The following is a 23,065-nucleotide window of genomic DNA, read 5'->3' on the forward strand; positions in this document are numbered from 1 at the left end:
GATACATGTTTGCTTAACGAAGAATACCGACCACCCGCTCGGCTTGAGTGAGAACTAGGGGGATTGCCAGTGAAGATAGGCACACCGAAGGAAAAATATGAGGGCGAGAACCGCGTTGCGATGACGCCGGATTCTGCTGTGCAGTTGCAGAAATTGGGCTATGTGTGCCTGATTGAGAAAGGCGCGGGCGCTGCCGCGGGCTTTTCGGATGCGACGTACGAAGCGGCGGGTGTGACGGTCATCAAGACCGCAGCGGCCTTGTGGAAAGAGGCCGACATTGTCGCCAAGGTGCGCCAGCCGGATGCGACCGAGTTAAAGCGTCTGACCAAAGGTAAGACTTTGATTTCGTTCTTCAACCCGGCTGGGAACGAAGAGGGAATGGAGGCAGCCAAAGCCAAAGGCGCCAACGTCATCGCCATGGAGATGGTGCCGCGCATCAGCCGCGCGCAGAAGATGGACGCGCTGTCGTCGATGGCCAATATCGCCGGTTACCGCGCGGTGATCGAAGCGGGCAACAATTTTGGCCGGTTTTTCACCGGTCAGGTGACGGCGGCTGGTAAGGTGCCGCCGGCCAAGGTGCTGATCGTGGGGGCCGGCGTGGCTGGTCTGGCGGCGATCGGGACCTCGACCTCGCTGGGTGCGATTACTTACGCGTTCGACGTGCGCCCCGAAGTGGCCGAGCAGGTTGAATCGATGGGGGCCGAGTTCGTCTATCTGGATTTCGAGGAAGACCAGCAGGATGGCGCGGCCACCGGCGGTTATGCCAGCGTCCAATCGGATGAATTCCGCGAGGCGCAGCTGGCCAAGTTCCGTGAGCTGGCCCCCGAGATGGACATCGTCATCACCACGGCGCTGATCCCGAACCGCGAAGCGCCCGAGCTTTGGACCAAGGATATGGTCGAAGCGATGAAGCCGGGTTCGGTCATTGTTGACCTGGCGGCGGAAAAGGGCGGCAACTGCAAGCTGACCGTCGCGGATGAGAAGATCGTGACCGACAATGGCGTGACCATCATCGGCTATACCGACTTCCCCAGCCGGATGGCGGCGCAGTCGTCGTCGCTTTACGCCACCAATATCCGTCACATGATGACCGACCTGACCCCTGAAAAGGACGGTCAGATCAATCATGACATGGAAGATGACGTGATCCGCGGCGCGACCGTGACCCATGAGGGTGAGATCACCTTCCCGCCGCCACCGCCCAAGGTGCAGGCGATTGCGGCGCAGAAAAAACCCGAGGTCAAAGAACTGACCCCGGAAGAGAAAAAGGCGCAGGAAATTGCGGCCTTCAAGGCGCAGACCAAGCAGCAGTTCACCCTGCTGGGTGTTGGTGGCGCGCTGATGCTGTTGGTGGGGCTGGTTGCTCCGGCCAGCTTCATGCAGCACTTCATCGTCTTTGTGCTGGCCATTTTTGTGGGCTTCCAGGTGATCTGGGGTGTTGCGCACAGCCTGCACACACCGTTGATGGCGATCACCAACGCGATCTCGTCGATCATTATCGTTGGGGCGTTGATGCAGATCGGGTCAGGATCGTTCCTGGTCATTCTGCTGGCGGCGTTGTCTGTCTTCATGGCCGGGATCAACATCTTTGGCGGCTTCCTCGTAACCCGGCGCATGCTTGCCATGTTCCAGAAATCTTAAGGAGGCCGGGCACATGGATTATGGCTTCACTACTGCCGCTTATGTTGTTGCGGCTGTTCTGTTCATCCTTTCGCTCGGCGGTCTGTCGAACCAGGAAAGCGCCAAGCGCGCGGTCTGGTATGGCATCGTCGGTATGGCGCTGGCGGTCTTTGCCACGCTGGTTGGTCCGGGTTCCGGCCTGTGGTTGCTGTCGCTGCTGCTGATCGCGGGCGGTGGCCTGATCGGTCATTACGTGGCGCAGCGCGTGCAGATGACTGAGATGCCTCAGCTGGTGGCCGCGATGCACTCGCTGGTGGGTCTGGCGGCTGTGTTCGTCGGCTATAATGCGCATTTTGAAGTCCTGAACGTCGCCGAAATGTTTGCGGTTTCGGACGCATCAAAGGACGTGCTGTTCACGGGTCTTGGCGGGTTCGCCAAATTAATTGCCAAGAAGACACCGGCAGAAGTGTCTATTCTGCATGTGGAACTGTTCCTGGGTATCTTCATCGGTGCGATCACCTTTACCGGTTCGGTTGTGGCCTATGGCAAGCTGGCGGGTAAAGTCACCTCGGCGGCGACCAAACTGCCGGGAGGCCATGCGCTGAACGCGGCGGCGGCAGGTTTGTCGCTGATCTGCCTGATCTGGTACACCGCCTCGGGTGGCTTCTTCCCGCTGTTCCTGATGACGCTGGCAGCCCTGTTCATCGGCTATCACCTGATCATGGGCATCGGCGGCGCCGACATGCCGGTGGTTGTGTCGATGCTGAACAGCTATTCGGGCTGGGCGGCTGCGGCGATCGGCTTCTCGCTGGGCAACGACCTGCTGATTGTGGTCGGCGCGCTGGTGGGCTCGTCGGGTGCGATCCTGTCCTACATCATGTGCAAGGCGATGAACCGTCACTTTGTCAGCGTGATCCTGGGCGGCTTTGGTGGCCCACAAGGTGAGCAGATGGCTGTTGAGGGCGAGCAGATCGCCATCGAGGCCGACGGTGTGGCTGCGGCCCTGAACGACGCCGACAGCATCGTCATCATCCCGGGCTATGGCATGGCCGTGGCGCAGGCGCAGCAGTCTGTATCCGAGTTGGTCCGCAAGCTGCGCGCCAAGGGCAAGAACGTCCGCTTTGCGATCCACCCTGTTGCCGGCCGTCTGCCGGGGCACATGAACGTGCTGCTGGCCGAGGCGAAGGTGCCGTATGACATCGTTCTGGAAATGGACGAGATCAACGACGACTTCCCCGAAACGGATGTGGCCATCGTGATCGGTTCGAACGACATCGTGAACCCGGCGGCGCAGGAAGATCCCAACAGCCCCATCGCCGGCATGCCGGTTCTGGAATGCTGGAAGGCCAAGCAGGTGTTTGTGTCCAAACGCGGTCAGGGCACGGGTTACTCGGGCATCGAAAACCCGCTGTTCTTCAAGGAAAACACCCGCATGTTCTACGGCGACGCAAAGCAATCGCTGGATAAACTGCTGCCCATGATCGACTGATCACGAGACATAGCAAAGTTGCAAAGGGCGCCTAAAGGCGCCCTTTTCTTGTTTGTGGCGCAGGAGGCTCTGCCTCCTAGCTTACAGGATATTTGTAGCCAGATGAAGCAGGCGGGATGTGATACACTGACGGAATGTTTGGATGGGGAGAAGGTGATGGAGAAAGTGAACGGCATAGGCGGCGTGTTCTTCCGTGCCCGAGACCCAAAAGCGTTGAGCGCATGGTATGAAAAGCATCTGGGCGTCAATCACTACGATCCTGTGCCCTGGAAACAGCGCGAGGGGTATACTGTCTTTGCCCCTTTTGCAGAAGACACCGATTATTTCGGCCGTGCGGGCCAACAATGGATGATCAACTTTCGTGTAGACGATCTGGCGGCGCTGATTGCGCAGCTTAACGCCGCCGGGATCACCGTGGAAACACGCGCCGAGTGGGACAGTGAGGTGGGAAAATTTGCTCGTATTCACGATCCCGAGGGCAATCCGGTCGAGCTGTGGCAGCCAAATCAATAAGATAGCGGAAATGTATACAGCTGTATCCACTTAAGTGTATGAAATAAAAAGATAATTGATGTATTTTTTGGGTGGCGTATAGTGCCCCGGACAAAACGGAGCCCTAGATGACGCCCATTGATGACCACCCGCTGCGCTATGCGCTGGCCAATGAACTGCACGCACGCCCTTTTCCGGTGGCGGCGACGCCGTGCACGGTGGTGTTTCTGGCGATCAAGAAACCAGACGCTGCCGTTGCACGGGACCGAAATGAGGATCTGGCTCATCTGATCAATCTGCTGGATCGCCACGGCGCGCAGCATCCGCAGCCGGAGGCGACGCATTACGCCGGTCAGATCGGCCGCCATTGGTTGAAATGGGAGCAGCATACCGAATTCGTCACCTACACTGCGATTACGCAAAACGTCAGTGATCGCCCTTTCAACCCGGCCGATTTCGAAGTCTTTCCCCCAGATTGGCTGATGGCCAGCCCGGGGCAACGGGTGACCTCGGCCATGCTCCGCGTGGTTGAACGGCAGGAAGATGACGCGGTTCGGTCTGCTCTGGCAAACTGGTTCGAGCCCGAAAGTCTTGCTGTGGCGCGGGTGCTGGACGATGCGGCCATCTGTGCCAGCGACTTCCGCATCGACCCGGCTGGGCATATGCGCTTTGCGCTGTTTGTCACCAAAGGCACAGGGCGTCGTCGGACCGGGCGGATCATTCAGCGTCTGTGTGAGATTGAAACCTATAAGGCGATGTCGATGCTGGGATTTGCCCGCGTCAAACAGCTGACCCCGCGTATCGGCGAATTGGACGGCAGGCTGACCGAGCTGATGGGGCAAATGACCGACAATGCGGCCCACCCTGACGAGTTGCTGCCTGATTTATTGTCTACGTCGACTGAGCTGGAAACCTTGTCCGCCCGCTGTTCTTTTCGGTTTGCGGCCACGGGGGCCTATGAGGCTATCGTGAATCAACGGATCGAAGTTCTGCGAGAGGAGCGGTTTGAAAGCCGGCAGAGTTTCGCCGATTTCATGATGCGCCGATACGATCCGGCAATTCGAACCGTCAAATCCACAGAACGCCGTTTGCGGGCCTTGTCCGACAGGGCGATCCGGGCCGGGGAACTGTTGCGTACCCGGGTTGATGTGGAGCGCAGTGCGCAGAACCAGGCGCTGCTGGAAAGCATGGATCAACGGGCTCAGATCGCGCTGCGGCTCCAGCACACGGTCGAGGGGCTGTCAGTGGTGGCTATCAGCTTCTATGCGGTGACGCTGGTCAGCGACTTCCTGTACCCGCTGACCGAGGACGGGATCAGTCAGGGACGGCTGACATCGGTTGTAACGATTCCTGTTATTGTTTGCGTCTGGGTTGCCATTCGTCAGATCCGAAAGCGTTTGCAATAGTCCGCAATTGCGACTTACCTAGGGCGCTGTAGTATCAGTAGGTTGCGCGCGGGGGTTTCTGTGATCGGAATTGTGACTGCATGGCGTGCAGTGGCGGCCATCTTCATCCTGAATGGCGCTTTGTTCGGCATCTGGGCGTCCCGAATTCCCGCAGTGCGCGACCATCTGAACCTTAGTCATGAGGCGCTGGGCTACGGCTTGCTGTTCATGGCGGCGGGGGCTGTATGCTCTTTTCCGGTGACGGGGCGGTTGACCGACAGGTTCGGTGCCGTTGCCATCACGCGGGTCATTGCGGTGCTCTACACATTGTCTCTGATCCTGCTGGCCGTAGCCGACGGGTTTTGGGCCTTGGCAGGGTTCTTGTTTGTTTTCGGTGCCTTTCACGGGTCGATGGATGTGGCCATGAACGCCTGGGCCGCTGAAGTCGAGCAAGCCTATGACAAACCCGTCATGTCCTCATTCCACGCAATGTGGAGCCTTGGGGCCGGGCTAGGGGCGCTCAGCGGCTACGGAGCGGTGCAGGTGGGGCTGACGGTGATGCAGCACTTTCTGCTGGCTGGTGGGGTTGTTGTGGTGCTGGCGCTGGCTCTGTCTTGGGTAAAGTGGACGTCGCGTAGGGCGGCTTCACACAGCGGTGGCGTCTTCGCTCTGCCGTCCGGCGCGTTGATCCTGGTCGGGTTTACTGCGTTATGCGGTGCTTTGGGCGAAGGCGCTGTGGCGGATTGGAGCGCGATTTTTCTGCGCGATGTGACTGGAGCCGTCGAAAGCGTCGCAGCACTGGGATACGCGGTGTTCTCGGTGACAATGGTAGCGTTCCGACTGGCCGGTGGCTTTGCCATTACACGTTTTGGTCCTGTTGCGACGGCCCGTTTCGGAGGCATTTGCGCGGCACTGGGCGTATTCGGTGTGGTCTCGGCATCAGAGGCAGGGCTGGCCTTGGTAGGCTTTGCTCTGATGGGGATAGGCTATGCGGTGATCATGCCGCTGGCCTTCAGCCGGGCAGCCAATGATCCGAATGTGCCACCGGGGCAAGCGATCGCCAGTGTGGCCACGCTGGGCTATGGAGGGTTGTTGATTGGCCCACCGCTTATTGGGATTCTGGCCGAGATGCTTACATTACGATTGGCGTTCATGGTTTTACTGCCTTTGGCCGTCCTAATTGTCTTGTTGTCTGGCGCGTTGCGGCCTGCCTCATTGGACTGACATTAAGATACCGCGCCGGGGGAGAGCCTGGGGCAAAGAGAAAAAGACGGGAGATGACTATGCCGATCAAAAATCGTTTTGCCGAACTGCAGGGGGAAATCACTGAATGGCGGCGCGACATTCATGAAAACCCCGAGATTCTGTTCGATACGCATCGCACCAGCGCGCTGGTCGCCGAAAAGCTGAAGGAATTCGGCTGCGATGAGGTTGTTACCGGCATCGGCCGTACAGGGGTTGTCGGGGTGATCAAGGGCAAGGCCGACACGGGCAGCAAGGTGATCGGCCTGCGGGCCGACATGGACGCGCTGCCGATACATGAGGCGACGGGGCTGGACTATGCCTCAAAGACCGATGGGGCGATGCACGCCTGTGGCCATGACGGGCATACGGCGATGTTGCTAGGCGCGGCAAAGTACCTCTCGGAAACGCGGAATTTCGATGGCACGGTCGTGGTGATCTTTCAGCCAGCCGAAGAGGGCGGCGGCGGCGGTCGCGAGATGTGCGAAGACGGTATGATGGACCGCTGGGGTATCCAGGAAATCTATGGCATGCACAACTGGCCAGGTCGTCCCGTGGGCAGTTTCGCCATTCGTCCTGGTGCGTTCTTTGCGGCCACAGATCAATTCGACATCACCTTTGAGGGCAAGGGCGGTCACGCCGCCAAACCGCATGAAACGATCGACACGACAGTGATGGCGGCGCAGGCGGTTCTGGCGCTGCAGACGGTGGCGTCGCGCAATGCGGATCCGGTGGATCAGGTCGTGGTTTCGGTCACGTCCTTTGAAACCTCGTCCACGGCCTTCAACGTGATCCCGCAGACGGTGCAGATCAAAGGGACTGTCCGCACGATGAGTACGCAGATGCGGGAAATGGCGGAAAAGCGCATCAAAGAGATCTGCAGTGGTATCGCGGCGACGTTTGGTGGAACGTCTGACGTGACCTATTACCTGGGCTATCCGGTGATGGTGAACAGTGATGAGCAGACAGATTTCGCTGCGGATGTTGCACGTTCGGTGGCTGGCAATTGCGACGAGGCACCGTTGATCATGGGCGGCGAGGATTTCGCCTTTATGCTCGAAGAACGGCCGGGCGCGTATATTCTGGTTGGCAATGGTGACACGGCGGCGGTGCATCACCCAGAGTACAATTTCAATGACGAAGCCATTCCGGCCGGGTGTAGCTGGTGGGCGGAAATTGTCGAACAGCGGATGCCGGCGGCTTGATCTTGGCATTGGGCGGCAGTGGGGCAGCCCCTCGCGCTCTCCAGGATACTTTTTAGCCAGGTGAATTCGATTCCGGCTCAGCCAAGTTGAGTTTGGTACACAGGGTCTCGACAATTGCATCCAGCGCCGATTGTTGAGTGTTCACGCAGGATTTCGCGGCAGCACGAGCTGTGTCCAATGCGGCTTGGTTCGACAGCCAGGTTGCCACGGCCTCAGTCAATTCGGCGGCGGATTGAACTTGCAGCGCTCCGCCGGTTTCGATCAGCGGGGAGAAGGTTTCTGCAAAGTTGAAATAACCGGGCCCGGTGATCACTGCGGCACCTGCCTGAGCCGGTTCGAACGGGTTGTGGCCTCCGATCTCTTTCAGCGATCCCCCAAGGAATACGATGGGGCACAGCGCGTACCATGTGCCGGTTTCACCCAACGTGTCGGCCATATAAACCTGAGTATTGTCGGTAATCTTGTCGTCGTTCGATCGGATGGCCACGGTTTGCCCGAATTGGGCTACCAGGGCGGCCACTTCGGCACGACGCTCGGGGTGACGCGGGATCAGCAGCAGCAGCAGGTTGGGCCAGCGTTTGAGCAACTCTGCGTGGGCTGCGAGAACAGTTTCCTCTTCACCCGCATGGGTCGAACTGGCGATCCAGACAGGGCGGGTGCCGATCTGTACGCGAATGTCGGACAAGGTGATCTGATCTACCGGCAAAGGGTCAGACATGGCTTTCAGGTTTGTGCCCGGTTGCACGCGATCGGCGCGCGCGCCGATGGCGATCAAGTTTTGTGCAGTCTTATCGTTCTGGGTAAGAAACAGGAGAAAATGATCCAGAATGAAACGCGCCGTCTCTGGGCGCTTCTTCCAGCCTACGACGGATTTATCCGACAGGCGGGCATTTAGCAGCGCCAGGGGGATGCCGCGGCTGGCACCCTCGACTATCAGGTGGGGCCAGATTTCGCTTTCGACAAAAATGCCCGCATCCGGGCGCCAATGTTCCAGAAACCGACGCACGGGGCCAGCCGTATCCAGCGGCGGGTATTGGTGACGGGTGCGCGGCGGCATTCGCTTTTCAATGAGCGCCGCCGAAGTGGGCGTGCCAGAGGTGATCAGAAACTCGGCATTCGGCAGACGTTCACCCAAGCGTTTGATCAGACTGATGACCGAGAGTGTTTCGCCAACGCTGGCGGCGTGAAACCAAATCAGTTGTCCGTCAGGGCGGGGCAGGCTGGCATGGCCCTGACGTTCCTGCTGACGAGTCTCGGGAACATCTGCAGCCTGCAGCTTGTTTCGCACGGTGCGCCAGACGAGTGGTCCCGCGATAGAAGTCAGGCTGCAATACAGATGATACAGCAGCGTCGGTCGGCCCACCTGATCCGGCACGTCAGCCGCCTGTGTGGCTCATGTGACGGCTCATCTTGCCGTCGACCGCCTGGCGGGAATAGTCGAAATCATGCCCCTTAGGCTTGAGGTTGATCGCTGTACGGATCGCGTCTTCAAGCGGTAGCTCGGTATCGGGATGATCACGCAAGGGACCGCGCAGGTCGGCCATGTCCTCTTGACCCAGACACATATACAGCTCGCCGGTGCAGGTCAGACGCACGCGGTTACAGCTTTCGCAGAAGTTATGCGACAGCGGCGTGATGAAGCCGATTTTTTGCCCGCTTTCTTCAAGGCGAACATAACGCGCTGGCCCGCCAGAGCGCTCAGCCAGATCGGTCACGGAATAATGGTTCTCGTATTCCTTGCGAACGTCCTTGAGCGACCAGTATTGATCCAGTCGGTCTTCGTTGCCGATATCACCCATGGGCATGACCTCGATCCAGGTGAGGTCCATGTCGCGTTCCGCACACCATTTCGTGATCGTGGGCAATTCTTCTTCGTTGAAGCCTTTCAGGGCAACGGCATTAATCTTGATCCGCAGCCCGGCCTTTTGCGCCGCGTCGATTCCGTTCAGCACTTGCTTCAGACGACCCCAGCGGGTGATCTCAGCAAATTTATCGTCGTCCAGCGTATCCAGCGAGATGTTCACCCGACGCACACCTGCGGCATACAGGTCATCGGCAAAGCGATGCAGTTGTGAGCCATTAGTGGTCAGCGTCAGTTCTTTCAACGCGCCGCTGTCCAGATGCCGGGTCATGCTGTTGAAAAACGTCATGATATTTCGGCGCACAAGCGGCTCACCACCGGTTATACGCAGCTTTTCAACCCCCAGCTTTACGAAGGTTGAACACATGCGGTCCAGCTCTTCCAACGTCAGCAGGTCTTTCTTCGGCAGGAACTTCATGTCCTCGGACATGCAGTAGACACAGCGGAAATCGCAGCGGTCCGTGACGGAAACGCGGAGATAGGTAATCGCACGTGCGAATGGGTCGATAAGCGGAGCAGTCATGCGACATACGTAAAGCCGCGACCAGCCTGCGACAAGGGCGAACTTTCCTTTGCGCTGGAACAGATGCGCACAGGGCGATAGGTTGAGGGCATGAGATATATGCTATTCGCTTTGTGTATTCTGGTGGCCGGATGCGACACCGTTCGGTCGACAAAAGATCGTCTGTTCGGGGGCGACAAAACTCCCGTTGAAGCCGAAGAAGCCGTAGTTGAAGAGGTCGCCGCAGAAGAGCCGATTGAACCAGAACCCGTTGCGACCACTGCTGTCGGCTGGGTGGGTGCGAAGACGACGATCGCCGGGCTGGGTGACCCGACAACACCGGGCCGTTGGTTGGAAACTTCGCTGGTCGATGTTGAAGTCACCGGTCGCGTGGTTGTTCCAAAAACCGGATCTCAGGCCTATATCACGCTGGTTCCCGCGCCGGGGCCGGAAAGCGGTGGCAGCCGGTTGTCCCTGGATGCGATGCGGGCCTTGTTGTTGCCGTTCGACGAGTTGGTCGAACTTGAGGTCTATTCCAACTGATCTTTCAGGTATTTTCCGGCTTCGCGGCGGGCAAAAGGCTTCATGGCGTCGCCATGCGTGGCCAAAAAGGCGATGACGCGGTTAGGATCGTGTTTTGACAGCTCGCGCAGCCACCAGGCGATAGCTTTCTGGATGAACCAGTTCCGATCCGGAACATAGCTTGCAGCCCAGCTTAATATTCGGTCGCGCCGTGCCAGATCGTCGGGTTTGGGGTGATTCTGCTTGGTCCAGGGCAGGGTGGCAACCAGCGCTGCGCGCCGTGTCCACATATGGCCTGAGGTGGTCCAGGTTTCCACCTGATCCAAACGGGACGGGTCGGCTGATAAACGTTTTTGCATCGCCATGCAGGCATGATCGGCCGCTGCCCAGGCGTCAAAATCGGGCAACCAGCTTTGAAGTAAATCCCAAACCGCTTCATCGGGGCGGATCCGAGCCTGGGTCAGCAGTTTGGCTGCGGCCAGACGCCCCTCGTGTATATTGGTCTGCCACAAGGCATCCGCCAGTTCCACACGCTCAGATACATCCAGGTCTTGACGCCAAGCTTTCGTCAGGTCGTTCAGAATGGGGTTCGCGACACCAAGATAGGGGCGGTCGACCTTGTGATAGGCTGCCATTTGGCTCGCTCGCTCGGGGTCGGCATGAGCTTTGATCTGGTCAAGATAGATATTCAATGTTTGCCGCCCTGTTGGTGAAACGGGCCGTGGGTGCGGCCCGATCTTGGCTTACTCGACGGTGACCGATTTCGCCAGATTGCGGGGCTGATCCACATCCGTACCCTTGGCGACGGCCGTGTGGTAGGCCAACAGCTGCGCCGGAACGGAATACAGGATCGGGGCCAAACTAGGGTGGATGCGGGGCATGCGAATGGTGCTCCAAACGCCGTCCTCGGCCTCGGCAACGCCGTCATCGTCCGAGACCAGGATGACCTTGCCCTTGCGTGCCATCACCTCTTGCATATTCGAAACGGTCTTGTCGAAAACCGCATCGCGCGGAGCCATGACCACAACCGGCATGTGTTTGTCGATCAGGGCGATGGGTCCGTGTTTCAGTTCACCTGACGCATAACCTTCGGCATGGATATAGCTGATTTCCTTGAGTTTCAGCGCACCTTCCATCGCCAGCGGATACATCAGACCCCTCCCCAGAAACAGTACGTCGCGCGCTTCGGACAGGCGCTGGGCCGAGGCCTTGATAGACTGGTTTTGATCCAGTGCAGCATTCAGCGCCGTCGGCAACCCACGCAGCGCGGCGGTGTGGTCGATGAGTTCCTCATCGCTCAGGGTACCGCGATCTGCGGCCGCCTTGAGCGCCAGCATCAACAACACGCTCAGCTGGCAGGTGAAGGCCTTGGTCGAGGCCACACCGATCTCAACCCCGGCATGGATCGGCAAAGCGATGTCGCTTTCGCGTGCGATTGAGCTTTCGGGGACATTGATCACCGATACGATCTTGTCGGCCTTGCCCTCGCAATAGCGTAGCGCGGCCAGCGTGTCGGCGGTTTCGCCCGACTGGCTGACAAACAGCGCTGCCGTACGTTCCGGGATCGGTGGTTCGCGATAGCGGAACTCGCTGGCGATATCGACCTCGACGGGCAACCTGGCCAGTTGTTCGAACCAGTATTTTGCCGTCAGACAGGCATAGAACGCGGTGCCACAGGCAACCATCGTCAGACGGTCCAGTTTACAGAAATCCAGCTCACACGGCAGGGTGATCGTATCGCCACCCGAGGGCAGGTAGGATTGGATCGCCTCGGCTACTACCACGGGCTGTTCGGCAATTTCCTTGGCCATGAAATGTTTGTGACCGGCCTTGTCGGCGCGTGTCTGATCCAGTTTGATCCGGCGGGTCTCACGGTTGGCCAACTCACCGGCTTCGTTGCGGATTTCAAGCGAGGTGCGGGTCAGGACCGCCCGGTCGCCTTCCTCAAGATAGGTGATACGGTCGGTCAGCGGGGCCAATGCAATAGCGTCCGAGCCCACGAACATCTCGCCATCCCCATGCCCAATGGCCAGAGGCGAACCCTTACGTGCTGCGACGATCAGGTCGTCCTGACCGTCGAATAGGAAGGCCAGAGCAAATGCGCCCTGAAGCCGGTCGATGGTCTTGAAGGCGGCATCTACGGGCGACAGACCGTTGTTCAGATAATATTCGGCCATCAGAGCCACGGTTTCGGTGTCGGTCTCGGTCTCGAAATCGATGCCATTTTCGGCCAGTTCAGCCCGCAATTCACGGTAGTTTTCGACGATACCGTTGTGCACCACGGCCACCGGACCCGCCTTGTGCGGGTGGGCGTTCGTAACAGTGGGCGCGCCGTGCGTGGCCCAACGGGTGTGCCCAATACCCGACTTTCCGCGCAGCGGATTGTGCACCAGCAAATCGCTGAGGTTAACCAGCTTGCCAACCGCCCGGCGCCGCCCAAGTTCACCGTCATTGACCGTGGCGATACCCGCGCTGTCATAGCCGCGATATTCCAGCCGTTTCAGGGCTTCAACCAAAATGGGGGCGGCTTCGTGTTGCCCCAGAACTCCTACAATTCCACACATGGATCAGGCTCCTTTGTCGCGGCGAGCCTTCTTCGCCTTCAACATATCAAACAATTTACGTGCATAACCGGGTTTGTTGTCCTGCTTGGCGCGGGCCACGGCCAGCGCGTCGGGCTCGACGTCTCGCGTCACGACTGTGCCAGTCGCCGTCATTGCGCCATTTCCCACAGTCACTGGGGCCACCAGCATAGTGTTCGAGCCGACAAAGACATTCTCTCCAATCGTGGTGCGATGCTTCATCACACCGTCATAATTGCAGGTGATCGTGCCCGCCCCGATATTCGAGGCGGCACCGACCGAGGCGTCGCCGATATAGCTGAGGTGGTTGACTTTGGCCCCTTCGGCGATCTCGGCGTTCTTGATCTCGACAAAATTGCCGATGCGAGTGTTTTCTGCCAATTCGGCACCGGAACGCAGGCGGGCGTAGGGGCCGACGATGGCACCGCGGCTGACATGGCAGCCCTCCAGATGTGAAAACGCCCGGATTGTTGCGCCGCTTTCTACCGTGACACCGGGGCCAAAGACGACATTGGGCTCGATCACCGTATCGCGGCCGATGATGGTGTCGGCGGCAAGATAAACAGTCTCGGGTGCCATTAGGGTGACGCCAAGATCCAACAGCTCGGAACGGGCATTGGCCTGAAACACCGCATCTGCCGCCGCCAAATCGGTGCGCGAGTTCACACCTAACGTCTGGGCTTCGTCACAGGCGACAGCTGTGACTTTCAGGCCGCGCGCACGCGCGATTTCCACGACATCGGTCAGATAGTATTCACCTGCCGCGTTGTCATTTCCTACTGCGTCGATCAGGGAAAACAACGTCTGCGCATCGCAGGCTAAAAGACCAGAGTTGCAAAAGGTTATCGCGCGCTCTTCATCTGATGCATCTTTGAATTCAACGATGCGCTCTAGGTTGTCGCCCTGCATTACAAGGCGACCATAACGCGCAGGGTCGGCAGCCTCGAACCCTAGAATGATCAGATCGTTTTCTGCCCGCGCAGCAATCATGCGTTCCAGCGTATCGGGTTGCAGAAACGGCGTGTCGCCATACAGAACCACAACATCGCCTGTGAAACTGTCCAGTGCTTGTCGCGCCTGCGCGACGGCATGAGCGGTGCCCAGCTGCTCTTCCTGAACCGCGATTTGCGCCGCATCATCCTCGGCGGTGGCGACCTTGGCCACGGCTTCCGCCCCGTGTCCGGTGACAATTACGGTACGCTCGGGCGACAATACGGCCCCGGCGCGCATGGCGTGGACCAGCATCGGGACCTGCGCGATGGGATGCAGAACTTTGGGTATATCCGAATGCATCCTGGTGCCTTTTCCAGCGGCAAGGATGACAAGGGCAGTGCTCATGAAACCGATTTCTCTTTGTGTTTTGTTGCGGTCCGTTTTATCCGCTGAGGGCAAAGGCGCAAGCGGTTCGCGGATCAAACAAGATTGCCGTTTGCAACAAGAGACGGCAATAAACCGCCGAGGCAGGAGAGACAATGCGCACGGTTATCTTTGATCTGGACGGAACTTTGGCCGATACGTCAGGTGATCTTTTGGCGGCGGCCAACCACTGTTTTCGTCAGATGGGGCATGGAGATGTTCTAGTTCATGATGACGACGCAGCAGTAGCTTTGCGAGGTGGGCGGATGATGTTGACCCACGGGTTGAAGCGGGTTGGGGCGTATCACGAGAATACCGTTCACGCCTATTACCCAACGCTGCTTGAGGCCTATGCGCAGGACATCGACACCCATACCCAGTTCTACCCCGGTGCGCTTGAGGCCGTCGAGATGCTGAAATCCCAAGGTTATGGCGTGGGTATCTGCACCAATAAACCCGAGGCTTTGGCCGATCAGTTGCTGACCCAGATGGGCGTGCGAGGCCAGTTTGCGTCTTTGGTAGGGGCTGATACGTTGCCGGTGCGCAAACCGGACCCCGAACCGCTGCGCGAGGCCGCGCGTCGGGCAGGGGGGCATCCCGATTTGTGTGTGCTGATCGGCGATTCCGACACCGACCGAAATACTGCGCGGGCGGCGGGCGTGCCCTCGGTGCTGGTGACGTTTGGCCCGTCCGGAGACGACATGGCCGCGTTAGAGCCCGAAGCACTGCTGCATCACTTTGATGATCTGCCCGAGCTGGTCACCGGTCTGATCGGTGCGGCGGCGTAATTTCTTGACCCCAACCCTTTGCAGGATAAGAACTAGCCCATGACCGAGACATTCACCGGCAGCTTCACCCAGCAGGAACCCATCCCCGACGAGGCGATAGAGGCCGCCATGGCCGTTCTGCGGCACGGGCGTCTGCACCGCTACAACGTCGTGCCCGGAGAGTTGGGGGAAACCGCGCTGCTTGAGCAGGAGTTTGCGGCCCAGATGGGGGCAAAATACTGTCTGGCCGTGTCATCCGGAGGATATGCACTAGCAACCGCATTGCGGGCAGTCGGGGTGCAGCCGGGTGATCCAGTCCTGACCAACGCTTTCACGCTGGCGCCGGTGCCGGGGTCGATTGCCTCGGTCGGGGCAAAGCCGGTTTTTGTGGGCGTGACTGAGAATCTGACGATTGATCTGGATGATCTTGAGGCCAAGCTGGATCAGGCGCGGGTGCTGATGCTCAGCCACATGCGCGGACATTTGTGTGATATGGACCGGCTGATGCAGATGTGTGATGCGGCGGGCGTTGCGGTGATCGAAGACTGCGCCCACACAATGGGTGCCGCTTGGCGCGGCCAATTGTCGGGGCGTCAGGGTGCGATTGGGTGCTATTCCTGCCAGACGTATAAGCACGTCAATTCCGGTGAAGGCGGTCTGTTGATCACCGATGATGAAGTACTTGCGGCCAAGGCCACGATGCTATCGGGATCCTATATGTTGTATGAACGCCATCTCGCCGCGCCGGGGCCCGAGGTATTCGAAAAGATCAAATACACCACCCCCAACGTGTCCGGCCGCATGGATAACCTGCGCGCCGCGATCCTGCGCCCGCAGCTACGTGACCTTGACCGGCAAGTGCAACGCTGGAATGAGCGCTATGATGAAATCGCAAGCGTCCTGCGGGACACCCCAGGTCTGACGATTGTAGAACGTCCCGAGCCTGAGACTTACGTTGGCTCATCAATCCAGTTCCTGCTGCTCGACTGGTCGCCAGAACGCATCGCCGAAGTCATCCGGCGCTGTGCCGCGCGGGGGGTCGAGATTAAATGGTTCGGTGGGGCCGAGCCGACCGGGTTCACCTCGCGCTATGACAGTTGGCGCTATGCCGAAAGTACGCCTTTGCCCGCAAGCGACCGTATTCTTGCCGGGGTAATGGATATGCGTGTGCCGTTGACCTTTTCACTGGACGATTGCCGCGTGATCGCGCGCATCATCCGGGCCGAGGTTGGCGCGGTCTATCAATCCTGATCAGGAAATCCGTGTTTCGAGCACGGGTTTTTGGTTCTTCAGCAACCGCTCGACCAGGCGTTTCTGTTGCAGGTTTTCGGGAATCATGTGCGGGGGCAGGGTGATGCCCTGATCTGGCAGGTCAGGAAAGATCATCCTGATTTCCTGCCGGGCCTGTGGTGTGACAGATGCCAGGGCGGTATCTGCCCGCAACAGGCTTTCACTTGGCGCGCCATTGGCAAAGACGATCTCATGCGTGTCAAATAGCAGGTGGAAATACCCGACCTGATCAGCGCTTTGGTCAACTTCGATCCCGGGCAGTTCGGTCAGCTTGATGGCCGAAACCAAAACATCCGGCGTTCCGAACATTCGCTGCGCCACAGCTGACGAGGTCTGCATTCGGTGCTGTCGCGACAGGGACAGGTCCTGCTGTAGCAACCCGTTCCCCATTGCCTCCTTGGCGATTCGAATCGGTCAAAGTTTCAGGTTCATCTCAAGTTCGGCTGCTGACAAACGCCGTTGCCCGACCCATTGCAGTGGTTTCAACCTCGAACGGGTCAGAACACGATCACCCGCGCGCAGAGATTCGATGGGTCGTTCGCCGAATTCAGTTTCGATCAGCTTGCCTTTGCAGAAACACACGATCAGCGAGATTTTTTCGATAATTGCCCCAAGGCTGTCGTCAGGATCCAATTCAGAAAAGCGCAGGAATAGTCCCCAGCACTTGGAAAATCTACGTCGACAGAGATAGTTGAAAAGCTGTATTGCGTTGGTAGGACCGTCATCGACGCAATAGCGACTCCGTTTGAGTCAAGCACTTCGACGGTGAAGCCTTTGCCTGCAAACTGGCTGGACGCGTTTCATAGTGCGGTATCAAATGTCAGCTGGCCCGATTTGGGGTCGGTCAGCGTAAAGCTTTGTTCCAGAACAGTGACCGCGTTCCTGTTGCCATCAAGTTCAGTGACTGTGTTTGAGGGCCCTTTTCCAAGAAAGGCACATTCGGATTTGAACTCCAGATCCGTGCCTGTCCAATTGGCATCACCATTGTCGAAGGTCTCGTTAATAATAACGTTGGTTGGGGGCATCGTGATATTCCGCAGTGCGAAACAATATGCATTATCAGTTGGTTGGATGAGTATTTGTTTAACGATTGTCGCAAAATCAAGTCATCTCGGTAACAATTGTGAATGTGACTGCGCTTGACCCCTGAGCATGGTCGTGGCAGATTATTTGAACAACTGTTCATTAACTGGGGAGGGGTGGATGTTCACGGCCACTATGCAATTCGATCTGGGTGAGGATGTGAATGCCCTGCGCGAGATGGTGCATCGCTGGGCGCAGGATCGGGTCAAACCGATGGCGGCCAAGGTCGATCAATCGAACGCCTTTCCCAATGAGTTGTGGAAAGAGATGGGTGATCTTGGGATGCTGGGGATCACGGTGTCCGAAGAATACGGCGGGGCGGGAATGTCCTATCTGGCCCACACCGTCGCGGTGGAGGAGGTGGCGCGGGCCTCGGCCTCGGTCTCGCTATCTTACGGGGCGCATTCGAATCTGTGCGTCAATCAGATCAAACTGAACGGTACAGATGAACAGAAGGCCAAATACCTGCCGCGCCTGATTTCGGGTGACCACGTGGGCGCTTTGGCAATGTCTGAGGCCTCGGCCGGATCGGATGTTGTTTCGATGAAGCTGCGCGCGGAAAAGCGCAACGATCATTACCGGCTGAACGGCAGCAAATACTGGATAACCAACGGGCCGGATGCAGACACTCTGGTCGTTTACGCCAAGACGGACCCGGATGCAGGCTCGAAAGGGATCACCGCATTTCTGATCGAGAAAGAGATGAAAGGTTTCTCGACCTCTCCGCATTTCGACAAGTTGGGGATGCGGGGGTCCAACACGGCCGAACTGATCTTTGATGATGTCGAAGTGCCATTCGAAAACGTTCTGGGCGAAGAGGGCAAGGGCGTTGCGGTTCTGATGTCGGGTCTGGACTATGAACGCGTCGTGCTGGCCGGGATCGGCACCGGCATCATGGCAGCCTGTCTGGACGAGGTCATGCCCTATCTGGCTGAGCGTAAACAGTTCGGCAAACCGATCGGTAGCTTCCAACTGATGCAGGGCAAGATTGCCGATATGTACACCGCGATGAATTCGGCACGGGCCTATGTCTATGAGGTTGCCAAGGCCTGCGACAGAGGGGACGTGACCCGTCAGGATGCTGCGGCGTGCTGCCTCTATGCCTCAGAGCAAGCGATGACACAGGCGCATCAGGCAGTGCAGGCGATGGGCGGGGCCGGGTTTTTGGCGGATTCGGCGGTCAGCCGGATATTCAGGGACGCCAAACTGATGGAGATTGGCGCAGGCACCAGCGAAATCCGTCGGATGTTGATCGGGCGTGAGTTGATGAGCGAAATGCGTTGAAAAAACGCCCCGCCCAAGGGGGGCGGGGCGTCGATTGAGAGGGATCAGAAGCGATGGACGTAGGACAGACCGACCAGCCAAGGGTCGATTTCCGCTTTGCCGATATCCACGCCGTCCAGCTTGACGTCCGAGTCGATGTCGAACCAGCGCACATTCAGACGCACGGCTCCTTTTTCGGTGATCATGTAATCCAGACCGGCCTGCAGCGAGACACCGAGGGAATTGTCGATGTCCAGATCGCCCAGCGGTGTCTTCTGATCGAAGAAGATGGTGTAGTTCAGACCGGCGCCGACATAGGGCTTCCAAACGCTGTTGGTCGGGAAGTGATAGTTCAGCGACAAGGTGGGCGGCAGCTGTTTGGTGCTGGCAATGTCAGTGCCACCAAGCGCGATGTTGTGATTGAACGGGGTTGCCGCCAGCAGCTCGATGCCCAGATTGTCGCGGACGAAGTATTCGGCGGTGAAGATCGCGCTGACATCCGAGCTGACATCAGCCTCAAAACCGGCAAGCGTGCCATTGTCGGATTTCGGGTCGAGGTAAGCGACGCCGACACCCAGGGTCCAGTCACCCTGGTTCTGGGCAATGGCTGGGGCGGCAAATGCGACAAGCGCAGTCGAGAGCGTCAAGGCGGCGAGTGTTCTAGTCATTTTCTGGCCTTTGAATTTGTTGATGGGCCGCTTGTGCAGGACCGGGTCGCCACGATCTCTGATCTGCATCAAGTTTCTGTGGTTTCAGAACGTTATGCGCGCGGGCAAACGGTAAGAAAAACAAGGGGTTCTATACATGCATCCCGATAGGTGCATACCCGGTATGCGGGAAGTTGGTGTCTGGGATACCCCGGCGCGACTCAATATGGCACAGCAATGTCTGGGACATCCTCGTGACCGCGTGGCGATCATTGATCTGACAGACGGGGGCCGCGAGGTTGTGACCTTTGGCCAACTCACGCGCATGACCGATAGGATCGCGCACGAATTGCAACAGCAGGTGCAACCCGGCGAGCGTGTGGGCGTGTTGCTGAGTCAGTCGCCTTGGTGTGCTGCGGCGCATCTGGCGATCTGGAAGCTTGGGGCGATTTCGGTGCCGCTGTTCAAACTGTTCAAGCGGGATGCGTTGGCCTCGCGCGTCGGGGATGCAGGCGCGCATCTGGTTCTGACCGATGCCGAAGGCGCCGCGTTGTTGGGCGACCTGGCCCGCCCTGTGCTGGTCGATCAGATTGCACCCTCGGATGATCCGTTTCCTTGCGCTGAGACCGGCCCCGAGGACCCCGCAGTGTTGATTTATACCTCGGGCACCACGGGCAGCCCCAAGGGTGCGCTGCATGGGCACCGGGCTTTGACCGGCCATCTGCCGGGTGTCTCGATCAGCCACAATCACCTGCGCGACGGTGATTGCCTGTGGACACCTGCCGACTGGGCCTGGATCGGTGGACTGTTTGATGTATTGATGCCTGGGCTGGCGCTGGGCATTCCGGTGGTCGCGGCACGGTTTGCGAAGTTCACGCCGGAAGCTTGCGCTCATGTGATCGCACGCGGCGGGGTGCGGAACGTATTCTTCCCGCCGACCGCGTTGCGAATGCTGAAGGCGGCGGATCAGGCAATCCCCGGTTTGCGCTCGGTCGCTTCGGGCGGTGAGCCGCTGGGGGCCGAGATGCTGGCATGGGGGCAACAGGCGTTTGGCCTGACGATTAACGAATTCTACGGCCAGACCGAATGCAACATGGTCGTGTCCTCCTGCGCCGAGGATTTCCCGGTGCAACCCGGGTGCATTGGGAAACCAGTGCCAGGGCATGAGGTGGCGGTGATCGACGAAGACGGCAATCCGACCGATGAAGAGGGCGACGTGGCCATCCGGCGCGGCTCGGCCTCGATGCTGCTGGAATACTGGAACCGCCCCGAAGCGACGGCTGAGAAGTTCCGCGGCGACTGGCTGATCACCGGCGACCGCGGCGTGTGGGAGGGCGACTACCTGCGCTTTGTCGGCCGCGATGACGACGTGATTACGTCTGCCGGATACCGCATCGGCCCGGCCGAAATCGAGGATTGCCTGCTGACCCACCCGGCGGTGGCGACGGTGGGCGTGGTCGGCAAGCCCGACCCGCTGCGGACCGAGATCGTGAAGGCCTATGTCGTGCTGAAACCGGGGGCTGAAGCCTCAGGGGCCGATTTGCAGGATTGGGTCAAGGACCGTCTGGCGCAGTATTCCTATCCGCGCGAGGTGGCGTTTCTGGAGGAGTTGCCGATGACGGTGACGGGGAAGGTTATTCGGAAGGAATTGAAGGCGCGGGCGGCGGGGGAGTCCATTGAATGAAACATTTGATGCTCGCCTTTTCTCTTATATTGGCAGGCGTTTGCACGGTGCGGGCAGAAAAGCTCGAGCAATCCGATCGAAGTTTTGGAGTGGTTCGACGGTTGCGCGCTACTAACCCAGCATAACAATGGAATGACCATGGATACCAACTGTATTAGTATCGCCGTCGACTATTGCACAATAGGCCGTGTCGTCGAAGAACGGGTGCAATGTCTTGTCAGACTTACTGAGCATGTCGATGCACTTTCGACAGAAATCAAAACAACTGTGCCTAAAAGTATTGGAAAGTCGGGCAGAGCGGCACGTAGCTACGAGCGACAGTACCTTCAATTGGTCGAAGGCGTTTCCGATGTTTGTGATGCATCTTCTAGCGAAGAAATTCCCCCAGATACATGGTGCGAAATGCACTTGAATGCAGGGAGCTGGGTGAATTGGCGGCACCTGCAAAGACTTGCTGGAGAGGTAGCCAAATGAAACTCACATCCAAAGCCATGCCCGCCTCTGAGGGCTTTAAGACAAATCGCGCGGCGCATCTGGACGCGCTGGCGCAAATCTCTGCCGCTGCCGAAGCGGCCCGCATGGGCGGGGGTGAGAAATCCCGCGCGCGGCATGAATCTCGGGGCAAGATGCTGCCGCGCCGGCGGGTTGCGAACCTGCTGGATCCGGGGTCTCCGTTTCTGGAAATCGGGGCGACGGCGGCGCATGGGATGTATGGCGATGCAGCCCCGGCGGCGGGGGTGATCGCGGGCATTGGCCGGGTGCAGGGGCGCGAGGTTATGGTGGTCTGCAACGACGCCACCGTGAAGGGGGGCACCTATTACCCGCTCTCGGTCAAGAAACACCTGCGCGCGCAGGAGATTGCTGAGGAAAACAACCTCCCCTGCATCTATCTGGTCGATAGCGGCGGCGCGAACCTGCCCAATCAGGATGAGGTTTTCCCTGACCGCGATCATTTTGGCCGCATCTTCTATAATCAGGCGCGGATGAGCGCGAAGGGGATTGCCCAAATCGCCGTGGTCATGGGGTCGTGTACGGCGGGCGGGGCTTATGTGCCCGCGATGTCGGATGTGACGATCATCGTGAAAGAGCAAGGCACGATCTTTCTGGCCGGACCGCCCTTGGTTAAGGCCGCGACCGGAGAAGTTGTCAGTTCCGAAGATCTCGGCGGCGGCGACGTGCACACCCGCCTGTCCGGCGTGGCGGATTATCTGGCCGAGGATGACGCCCATGCGTTGGCTCTGGCACGGCGGGCGGTCGGATCGCTGAACCTGCGCAAGCCGCAAACGGTGGATTGGGCCAGCCCCGAGGAACCGGCCTATGACCCCAAGGAAATTCTGGGCGTTGTCCCTGCGGATTTGCGCACGCCTTACGACATCCGCGAGGTTATAGCGCGGCTGGTCGATGGCTCTCGCTTTGACGAATTCAAACCACGCTTTGGCGAGACTTTGGTGACCGGTTTTGCCCATGTAAAAGGCTGCCCAGTGGGGATCATCGCCAACAATGGCGTGCTGTTTTCCGAGGCTGCGCAGAAGGGTGCGCATTTCGTTGAGCTTTGTTCGCAGCGCAAAATTCCTCTGGTGTTTTTGCAGAACATCACCGGGTTCATGGTTGGTCGTAAATACGAAAACGAGGGCATCGCACGACACGGGGCTAAAATGGTGACAGCCGTGGCGACGACGAATGTGCCGAAGGTTACGATGTTGGTTGGCGGCTCCTTCGGGGCCGGTAATTACGGCATGGCGGGACGGGCCTATCAGCCGCGTTTCCTCTGGACCTGGCCGAACTCTCGGATTTCCGTGATGGGAGGTGAGCAGGCCGCGGGCGTTCTGGCCACCGTAAAACGCGACGGGATCGAGCGGCAAGGCGGCACGTGGTCGGCTGAGGAAGAGGCCGAGTTCAAACGCCCGACGTTGGAGATGTTCGAGGAGCAATCCCACCCCCTCTATGCCTCGGCCCGGTTGTGGGACGACGGCATCATCGACCCGCGTAAAAGCCGCGATGTGCTGGCCCTGTCGCTGAGCGCCGCGCTGAATGCACCGATTGAGGAGACACGTTTCGGCGTGTTCAGGATGTAG

At 58.8% G+C, this 23,065-nt stretch carries 20 protein-coding genes and 1 pseudogene; 13 read left to right on the forward strand and 8 right to left on the reverse strand.

All coding sequences use genetic code 11. From position 1 onward, the window contains the following. The first annotated feature begins 69 nt into the window (after positions 1 to 69). From RUE5091_RS02420 to RUE5091_RS02445, 6 genes are all read left to right on the forward strand, one after another. Positions 70 to 1,641, forward strand: coding sequence for a Re/Si-specific NAD(P)(+) transhydrogenase subunit alpha (locus RUE5091_RS02420; RefSeq protein ID WP_058280263.1), 1,572 nt, complete (start codon positions 70 to 72; stop codon positions 1,639 to 1,641). Positions 1,642 to 1,654: 13 nt separating this feature from the next. Next, positions 1,655 to 3,109 (forward strand): NAD(P)(+) transhydrogenase (Re/Si-specific) subunit beta, encoded by a 1,455-nt coding sequence (locus tag RUE5091_RS02425; protein ID WP_058280264.1) that lies wholly within the window; start codon positions 1,655 to 1,657, stop codon positions 3,107 to 3,109. Positions 3,110 to 3,265: 156 nt separating this feature from the next. Beyond that, on the forward strand, positions 3,266 to 3,622 hold the full coding sequence (locus RUE5091_RS02430; RefSeq protein WP_058280380.1) for a VOC family protein: 357 nt from the start codon (positions 3,266 to 3,268) through the stop codon (positions 3,620 to 3,622). A 107-nt stretch (positions 3,623 to 3,729) separates the two neighbouring features. After that, on the forward strand, positions 3,730 to 5,007 hold the full coding sequence (locus RUE5091_RS02435; RefSeq protein ID WP_058280265.1) for a DUF3422 family protein: 1,278 nt from the start codon (positions 3,730 to 3,732) through the stop codon (positions 5,005 to 5,007). Positions 5,008 to 5,067: 60 nt separating this feature from the next. Next, positions 5,068 to 6,210, forward strand: coding sequence for an MFS transporter (locus RUE5091_RS02440; RefSeq protein ID WP_058280266.1), 1,143 nt, complete (start codon positions 5,068 to 5,070; stop codon positions 6,208 to 6,210). 59 nt (positions 6,211 to 6,269) lie between these two features. Continuing rightward, positions 6,270 to 7,433: a M20 aminoacylase family protein gene (locus RUE5091_RS02445; protein WP_058280267.1), complete on the forward strand. Its 1,164-nt coding sequence runs from the start codon at positions 6,270 to 6,272 to the stop codon at positions 7,431 to 7,433. Between the two features lie 52 nt (positions 7,434 to 7,485). On the opposite strand, the gene RUE5091_RS02450 is transcribed toward RUE5091_RS02445, so the two are convergent. Then, positions 7,486 to 8,808: a 3-deoxy-D-manno-octulosonic acid transferase gene (locus RUE5091_RS02450; protein ID WP_058280268.1), complete on the reverse strand. Its 1,323-nt coding sequence runs from the start codon at positions 8,806 to 8,808 to the stop codon at positions 7,486 to 7,488. A 1-nt stretch (position 8,809) separates the two neighbouring features. Further along, positions 8,810 to 9,817 (reverse strand): GTP 3',8-cyclase MoaA, encoded by a 1,008-nt coding sequence (gene moaA / locus RUE5091_RS02455; protein ID WP_058280269.1) that lies wholly within the window; start codon positions 9,815 to 9,817, stop codon positions 8,810 to 8,812. Positions 9,818 to 9,907: 90 nt separating this feature from the next. Here moaA and RUE5091_RS02460 point away from each other — a divergent pair, with 90 nt between their 5' ends. Next, entirely contained in the window at positions 9,908 to 10,339 is a 432-nt protein-coding gene (locus RUE5091_RS02460) for a hypothetical protein (protein WP_058280270.1), read from the forward strand. Here the strand turns inward: RUE5091_RS02460 and RUE5091_RS02465 are convergent. From RUE5091_RS02465 to glmU, 3 genes are read right to left on the reverse strand one after another with little or no spacing between them, the layout of a single operon-like run. Next, complete coding sequence (locus tag RUE5091_RS02465) at positions 10,327 to 11,010, reverse strand: DNA alkylation repair protein (protein ID WP_058280271.1); 684 nt, start codon at positions 11,008 to 11,010, stop codon at positions 10,327 to 10,329. The two genes, RUE5091_RS02460 and RUE5091_RS02465, sit on opposite strands and share 13 nt — an antisense overlap. A 51-nt stretch (positions 11,011 to 11,061) precedes the next feature. Beyond that, complete coding sequence (gene glmS, locus RUE5091_RS02470; protein ID WP_058280272.1) at positions 11,062 to 12,882, reverse strand: glutamine--fructose-6-phosphate transaminase (isomerizing); 1,821 nt, start codon at positions 12,880 to 12,882, stop codon at positions 11,062 to 11,064. A 3-nt stretch (positions 12,883 to 12,885) separates the two neighbouring features. Continuing rightward, positions 12,886 to 14,238, reverse strand: coding sequence for a bifunctional UDP-N-acetylglucosamine diphosphorylase/glucosamine-1-phosphate N-acetyltransferase GlmU (glmU, locus tag RUE5091_RS02475; protein ID WP_058280381.1), 1,353 nt, complete (start codon positions 14,236 to 14,238; stop codon positions 12,886 to 12,888). Positions 14,239 to 14,372: 134 nt separating this feature from the next. Here glmU and RUE5091_RS02480 point away from each other — a divergent pair, with 134 nt between their 5' ends. Both RUE5091_RS02480 and RUE5091_RS02485 read left to right on the forward strand, forming a co-directional pair. After that, on the forward strand, positions 14,373 to 15,044 hold the full coding sequence (locus tag RUE5091_RS02480) for an HAD-IA family hydrolase (protein ID WP_058280273.1): 672 nt from the start codon (positions 14,373 to 14,375) through the stop codon (positions 15,042 to 15,044). 39 nt (positions 15,045 to 15,083) lie between these two features. Continuing rightward, complete coding sequence (locus RUE5091_RS02485; protein WP_058280274.1) at positions 15,084 to 16,274, forward strand: DegT/DnrJ/EryC1/StrS family aminotransferase; 1,191 nt, start codon at positions 15,084 to 15,086, stop codon at positions 16,272 to 16,274. Here RUE5091_RS02485 and RUE5091_RS23505 read toward each other — a convergent pair. Continuing rightward, positions 16,275 to 16,895 (reverse strand): annotated as a pseudogene (locus tag RUE5091_RS23505) (Hint domain-containing protein). Between the two features lie 218 nt (positions 16,896 to 17,113). Continuing rightward, a complete protein-coding gene (locus RUE5091_RS23510; protein ID WP_243470697.1) occupies positions 17,114 to 17,338 on the reverse strand; it encodes a hypothetical protein in 225 nt (74 codons plus the stop codon). Positions 17,339 to 17,516: 178 nt separating this feature from the next. Between RUE5091_RS23510 and RUE5091_RS02495 the strand changes: the two genes are divergently transcribed. Beyond that, positions 17,517 to 18,680 (forward strand): isovaleryl-CoA dehydrogenase, encoded by a 1,164-nt coding sequence (locus RUE5091_RS02495; RefSeq protein WP_058280275.1) that lies wholly within the window; start codon positions 17,517 to 17,519, stop codon positions 18,678 to 18,680. Between the two features lie 44 nt (positions 18,681 to 18,724). Here the strand turns inward: RUE5091_RS02495 and RUE5091_RS02500 are convergent, their stop codons facing one another. Further along, the gene (locus RUE5091_RS02500; RefSeq protein WP_058280382.1) at positions 18,725 to 19,327 is read right to left on the reverse strand and encodes an OmpW/AlkL family protein; all 603 of its coding nucleotides are present in this window, start codon (positions 19,325 to 19,327) and stop codon (positions 18,725 to 18,727) included. Positions 19,328 to 19,463: 136 nt separating this feature from the next. Here RUE5091_RS02500 and RUE5091_RS02505 point away from each other — a divergent pair, with 136 nt between their 5' ends. The 3 genes from RUE5091_RS02505 (at position 19,464) to RUE5091_RS02510 (ending at position 23,065) form a co-directional block, all read left to right on the forward strand. After that, a complete protein-coding gene (locus tag RUE5091_RS02505; protein WP_058280276.1) occupies positions 19,464 to 20,990 on the forward strand; it encodes an AMP-binding protein in 1,527 nt (508 codons plus the stop codon). Positions 20,991 to 21,122: 132 nt separating this feature from the next. Next, positions 21,123 to 21,464, forward strand: a complete 342-nt coding sequence (locus RUE5091_RS23025) for a hypothetical protein (RefSeq protein ID WP_131726262.1) — start codon at positions 21,123 to 21,125, stop codon at positions 21,462 to 21,464. Further along, on the forward strand, positions 21,461 to 23,065 hold the full coding sequence (locus tag RUE5091_RS02510) for a carboxyl transferase domain-containing protein (RefSeq protein WP_058280277.1): 1,605 nt from the start codon (positions 21,461 to 21,463) through the stop codon (positions 23,063 to 23,065). Before RUE5091_RS23025 ends, RUE5091_RS02510 begins: the two co-directional genes overlap by 4 nt.

It is taken from the genome of Ruegeria denitrificans (assembly GCF_001458295.1).
GTDB lineage: Bacteria > Pseudomonadota > Alphaproteobacteria > Rhodobacterales > Rhodobacteraceae > Ruegeria > Ruegeria denitrificans.

Coding starts and splice junctions, on each gene's coding strand:
- RUE5091_RS02510 (WP_058280277.1), top strand. CDS start 21,461: ATGAAACTCACATCCAAAGCCATGCCCGCCTCTGAGGGCTTTAAGACA.
- RUE5091_RS02425 (WP_058280264.1), top strand. CDS start 1,655: ATGGATTATGGCTTCACTACTGCCGCTTATGTTGTTGCGGCTGTTCTG.
- glmS (WP_058280272.1), bottom strand. CDS start 12,882: ATGTGTGGAATTGTAGGAGTTCTGGGGCAACACGAAGCCGCCCCCATT.
- RUE5091_RS02480 (WP_058280273.1), top strand. CDS start 14,373: ATGCGCACGGTTATCTTTGATCTGGACGGAACTTTGGCCGATACGTCA.
- moaA (WP_058280269.1), bottom strand. CDS start 9,817: ATGACTGCTCCGCTTATCGACCCATTCGCACGTGCGATTACCTATCTC.
- glmU (WP_058280381.1), bottom strand. CDS start 14,238: ATGAGCACTGCCCTTGTCATCCTTGCCGCTGGAAAAGGCACCAGGATG.
- RUE5091_RS02500 (WP_058280382.1), bottom strand. CDS start 19,327: ATGACTAGAACACTCGCCGCCTTGACGCTCTCGACTGCGCTTGTCGCA.
- RUE5091_RS02435 (WP_058280265.1), top strand. CDS start 3,730: ATGACGCCCATTGATGACCACCCGCTGCGCTATGCGCTGGCCAATGAA.
- RUE5091_RS02485 (WP_058280274.1), top strand. CDS start 15,084: ATGACCGAGACATTCACCGGCAGCTTCACCCAGCAGGAACCCATCCCC.
- RUE5091_RS02430 (WP_058280380.1), top strand. CDS start 3,266: ATGGAGAAAGTGAACGGCATAGGCGGCGTGTTCTTCCGTGCCCGAGAC.
- RUE5091_RS02460 (WP_058280270.1), top strand. CDS start 9,908: ATGAGATATATGCTATTCGCTTTGTGTATTCTGGTGGCCGGATGCGAC.
- RUE5091_RS02505 (WP_058280276.1), top strand. CDS start 19,464: ATGCATCCCGATAGGTGCATACCCGGTATGCGGGAAGTTGGTGTCTGG.
- RUE5091_RS23510 (WP_243470697.1), bottom strand. CDS start 17,338: ATGCCCCCAACCAACGTTATTATTAACGAGACCTTCGACAATGGTGAT.
- RUE5091_RS02445 (WP_058280267.1), top strand. CDS start 6,270: ATGCCGATCAAAAATCGTTTTGCCGAACTGCAGGGGGAAATCACTGAA.
- RUE5091_RS23025 (WP_131726262.1), top strand. CDS start 21,123: ATGACCATGGATACCAACTGTATTAGTATCGCCGTCGACTATTGCACA.
- RUE5091_RS02495 (WP_058280275.1), top strand. CDS start 17,517: ATGTTCACGGCCACTATGCAATTCGATCTGGGTGAGGATGTGAATGCC.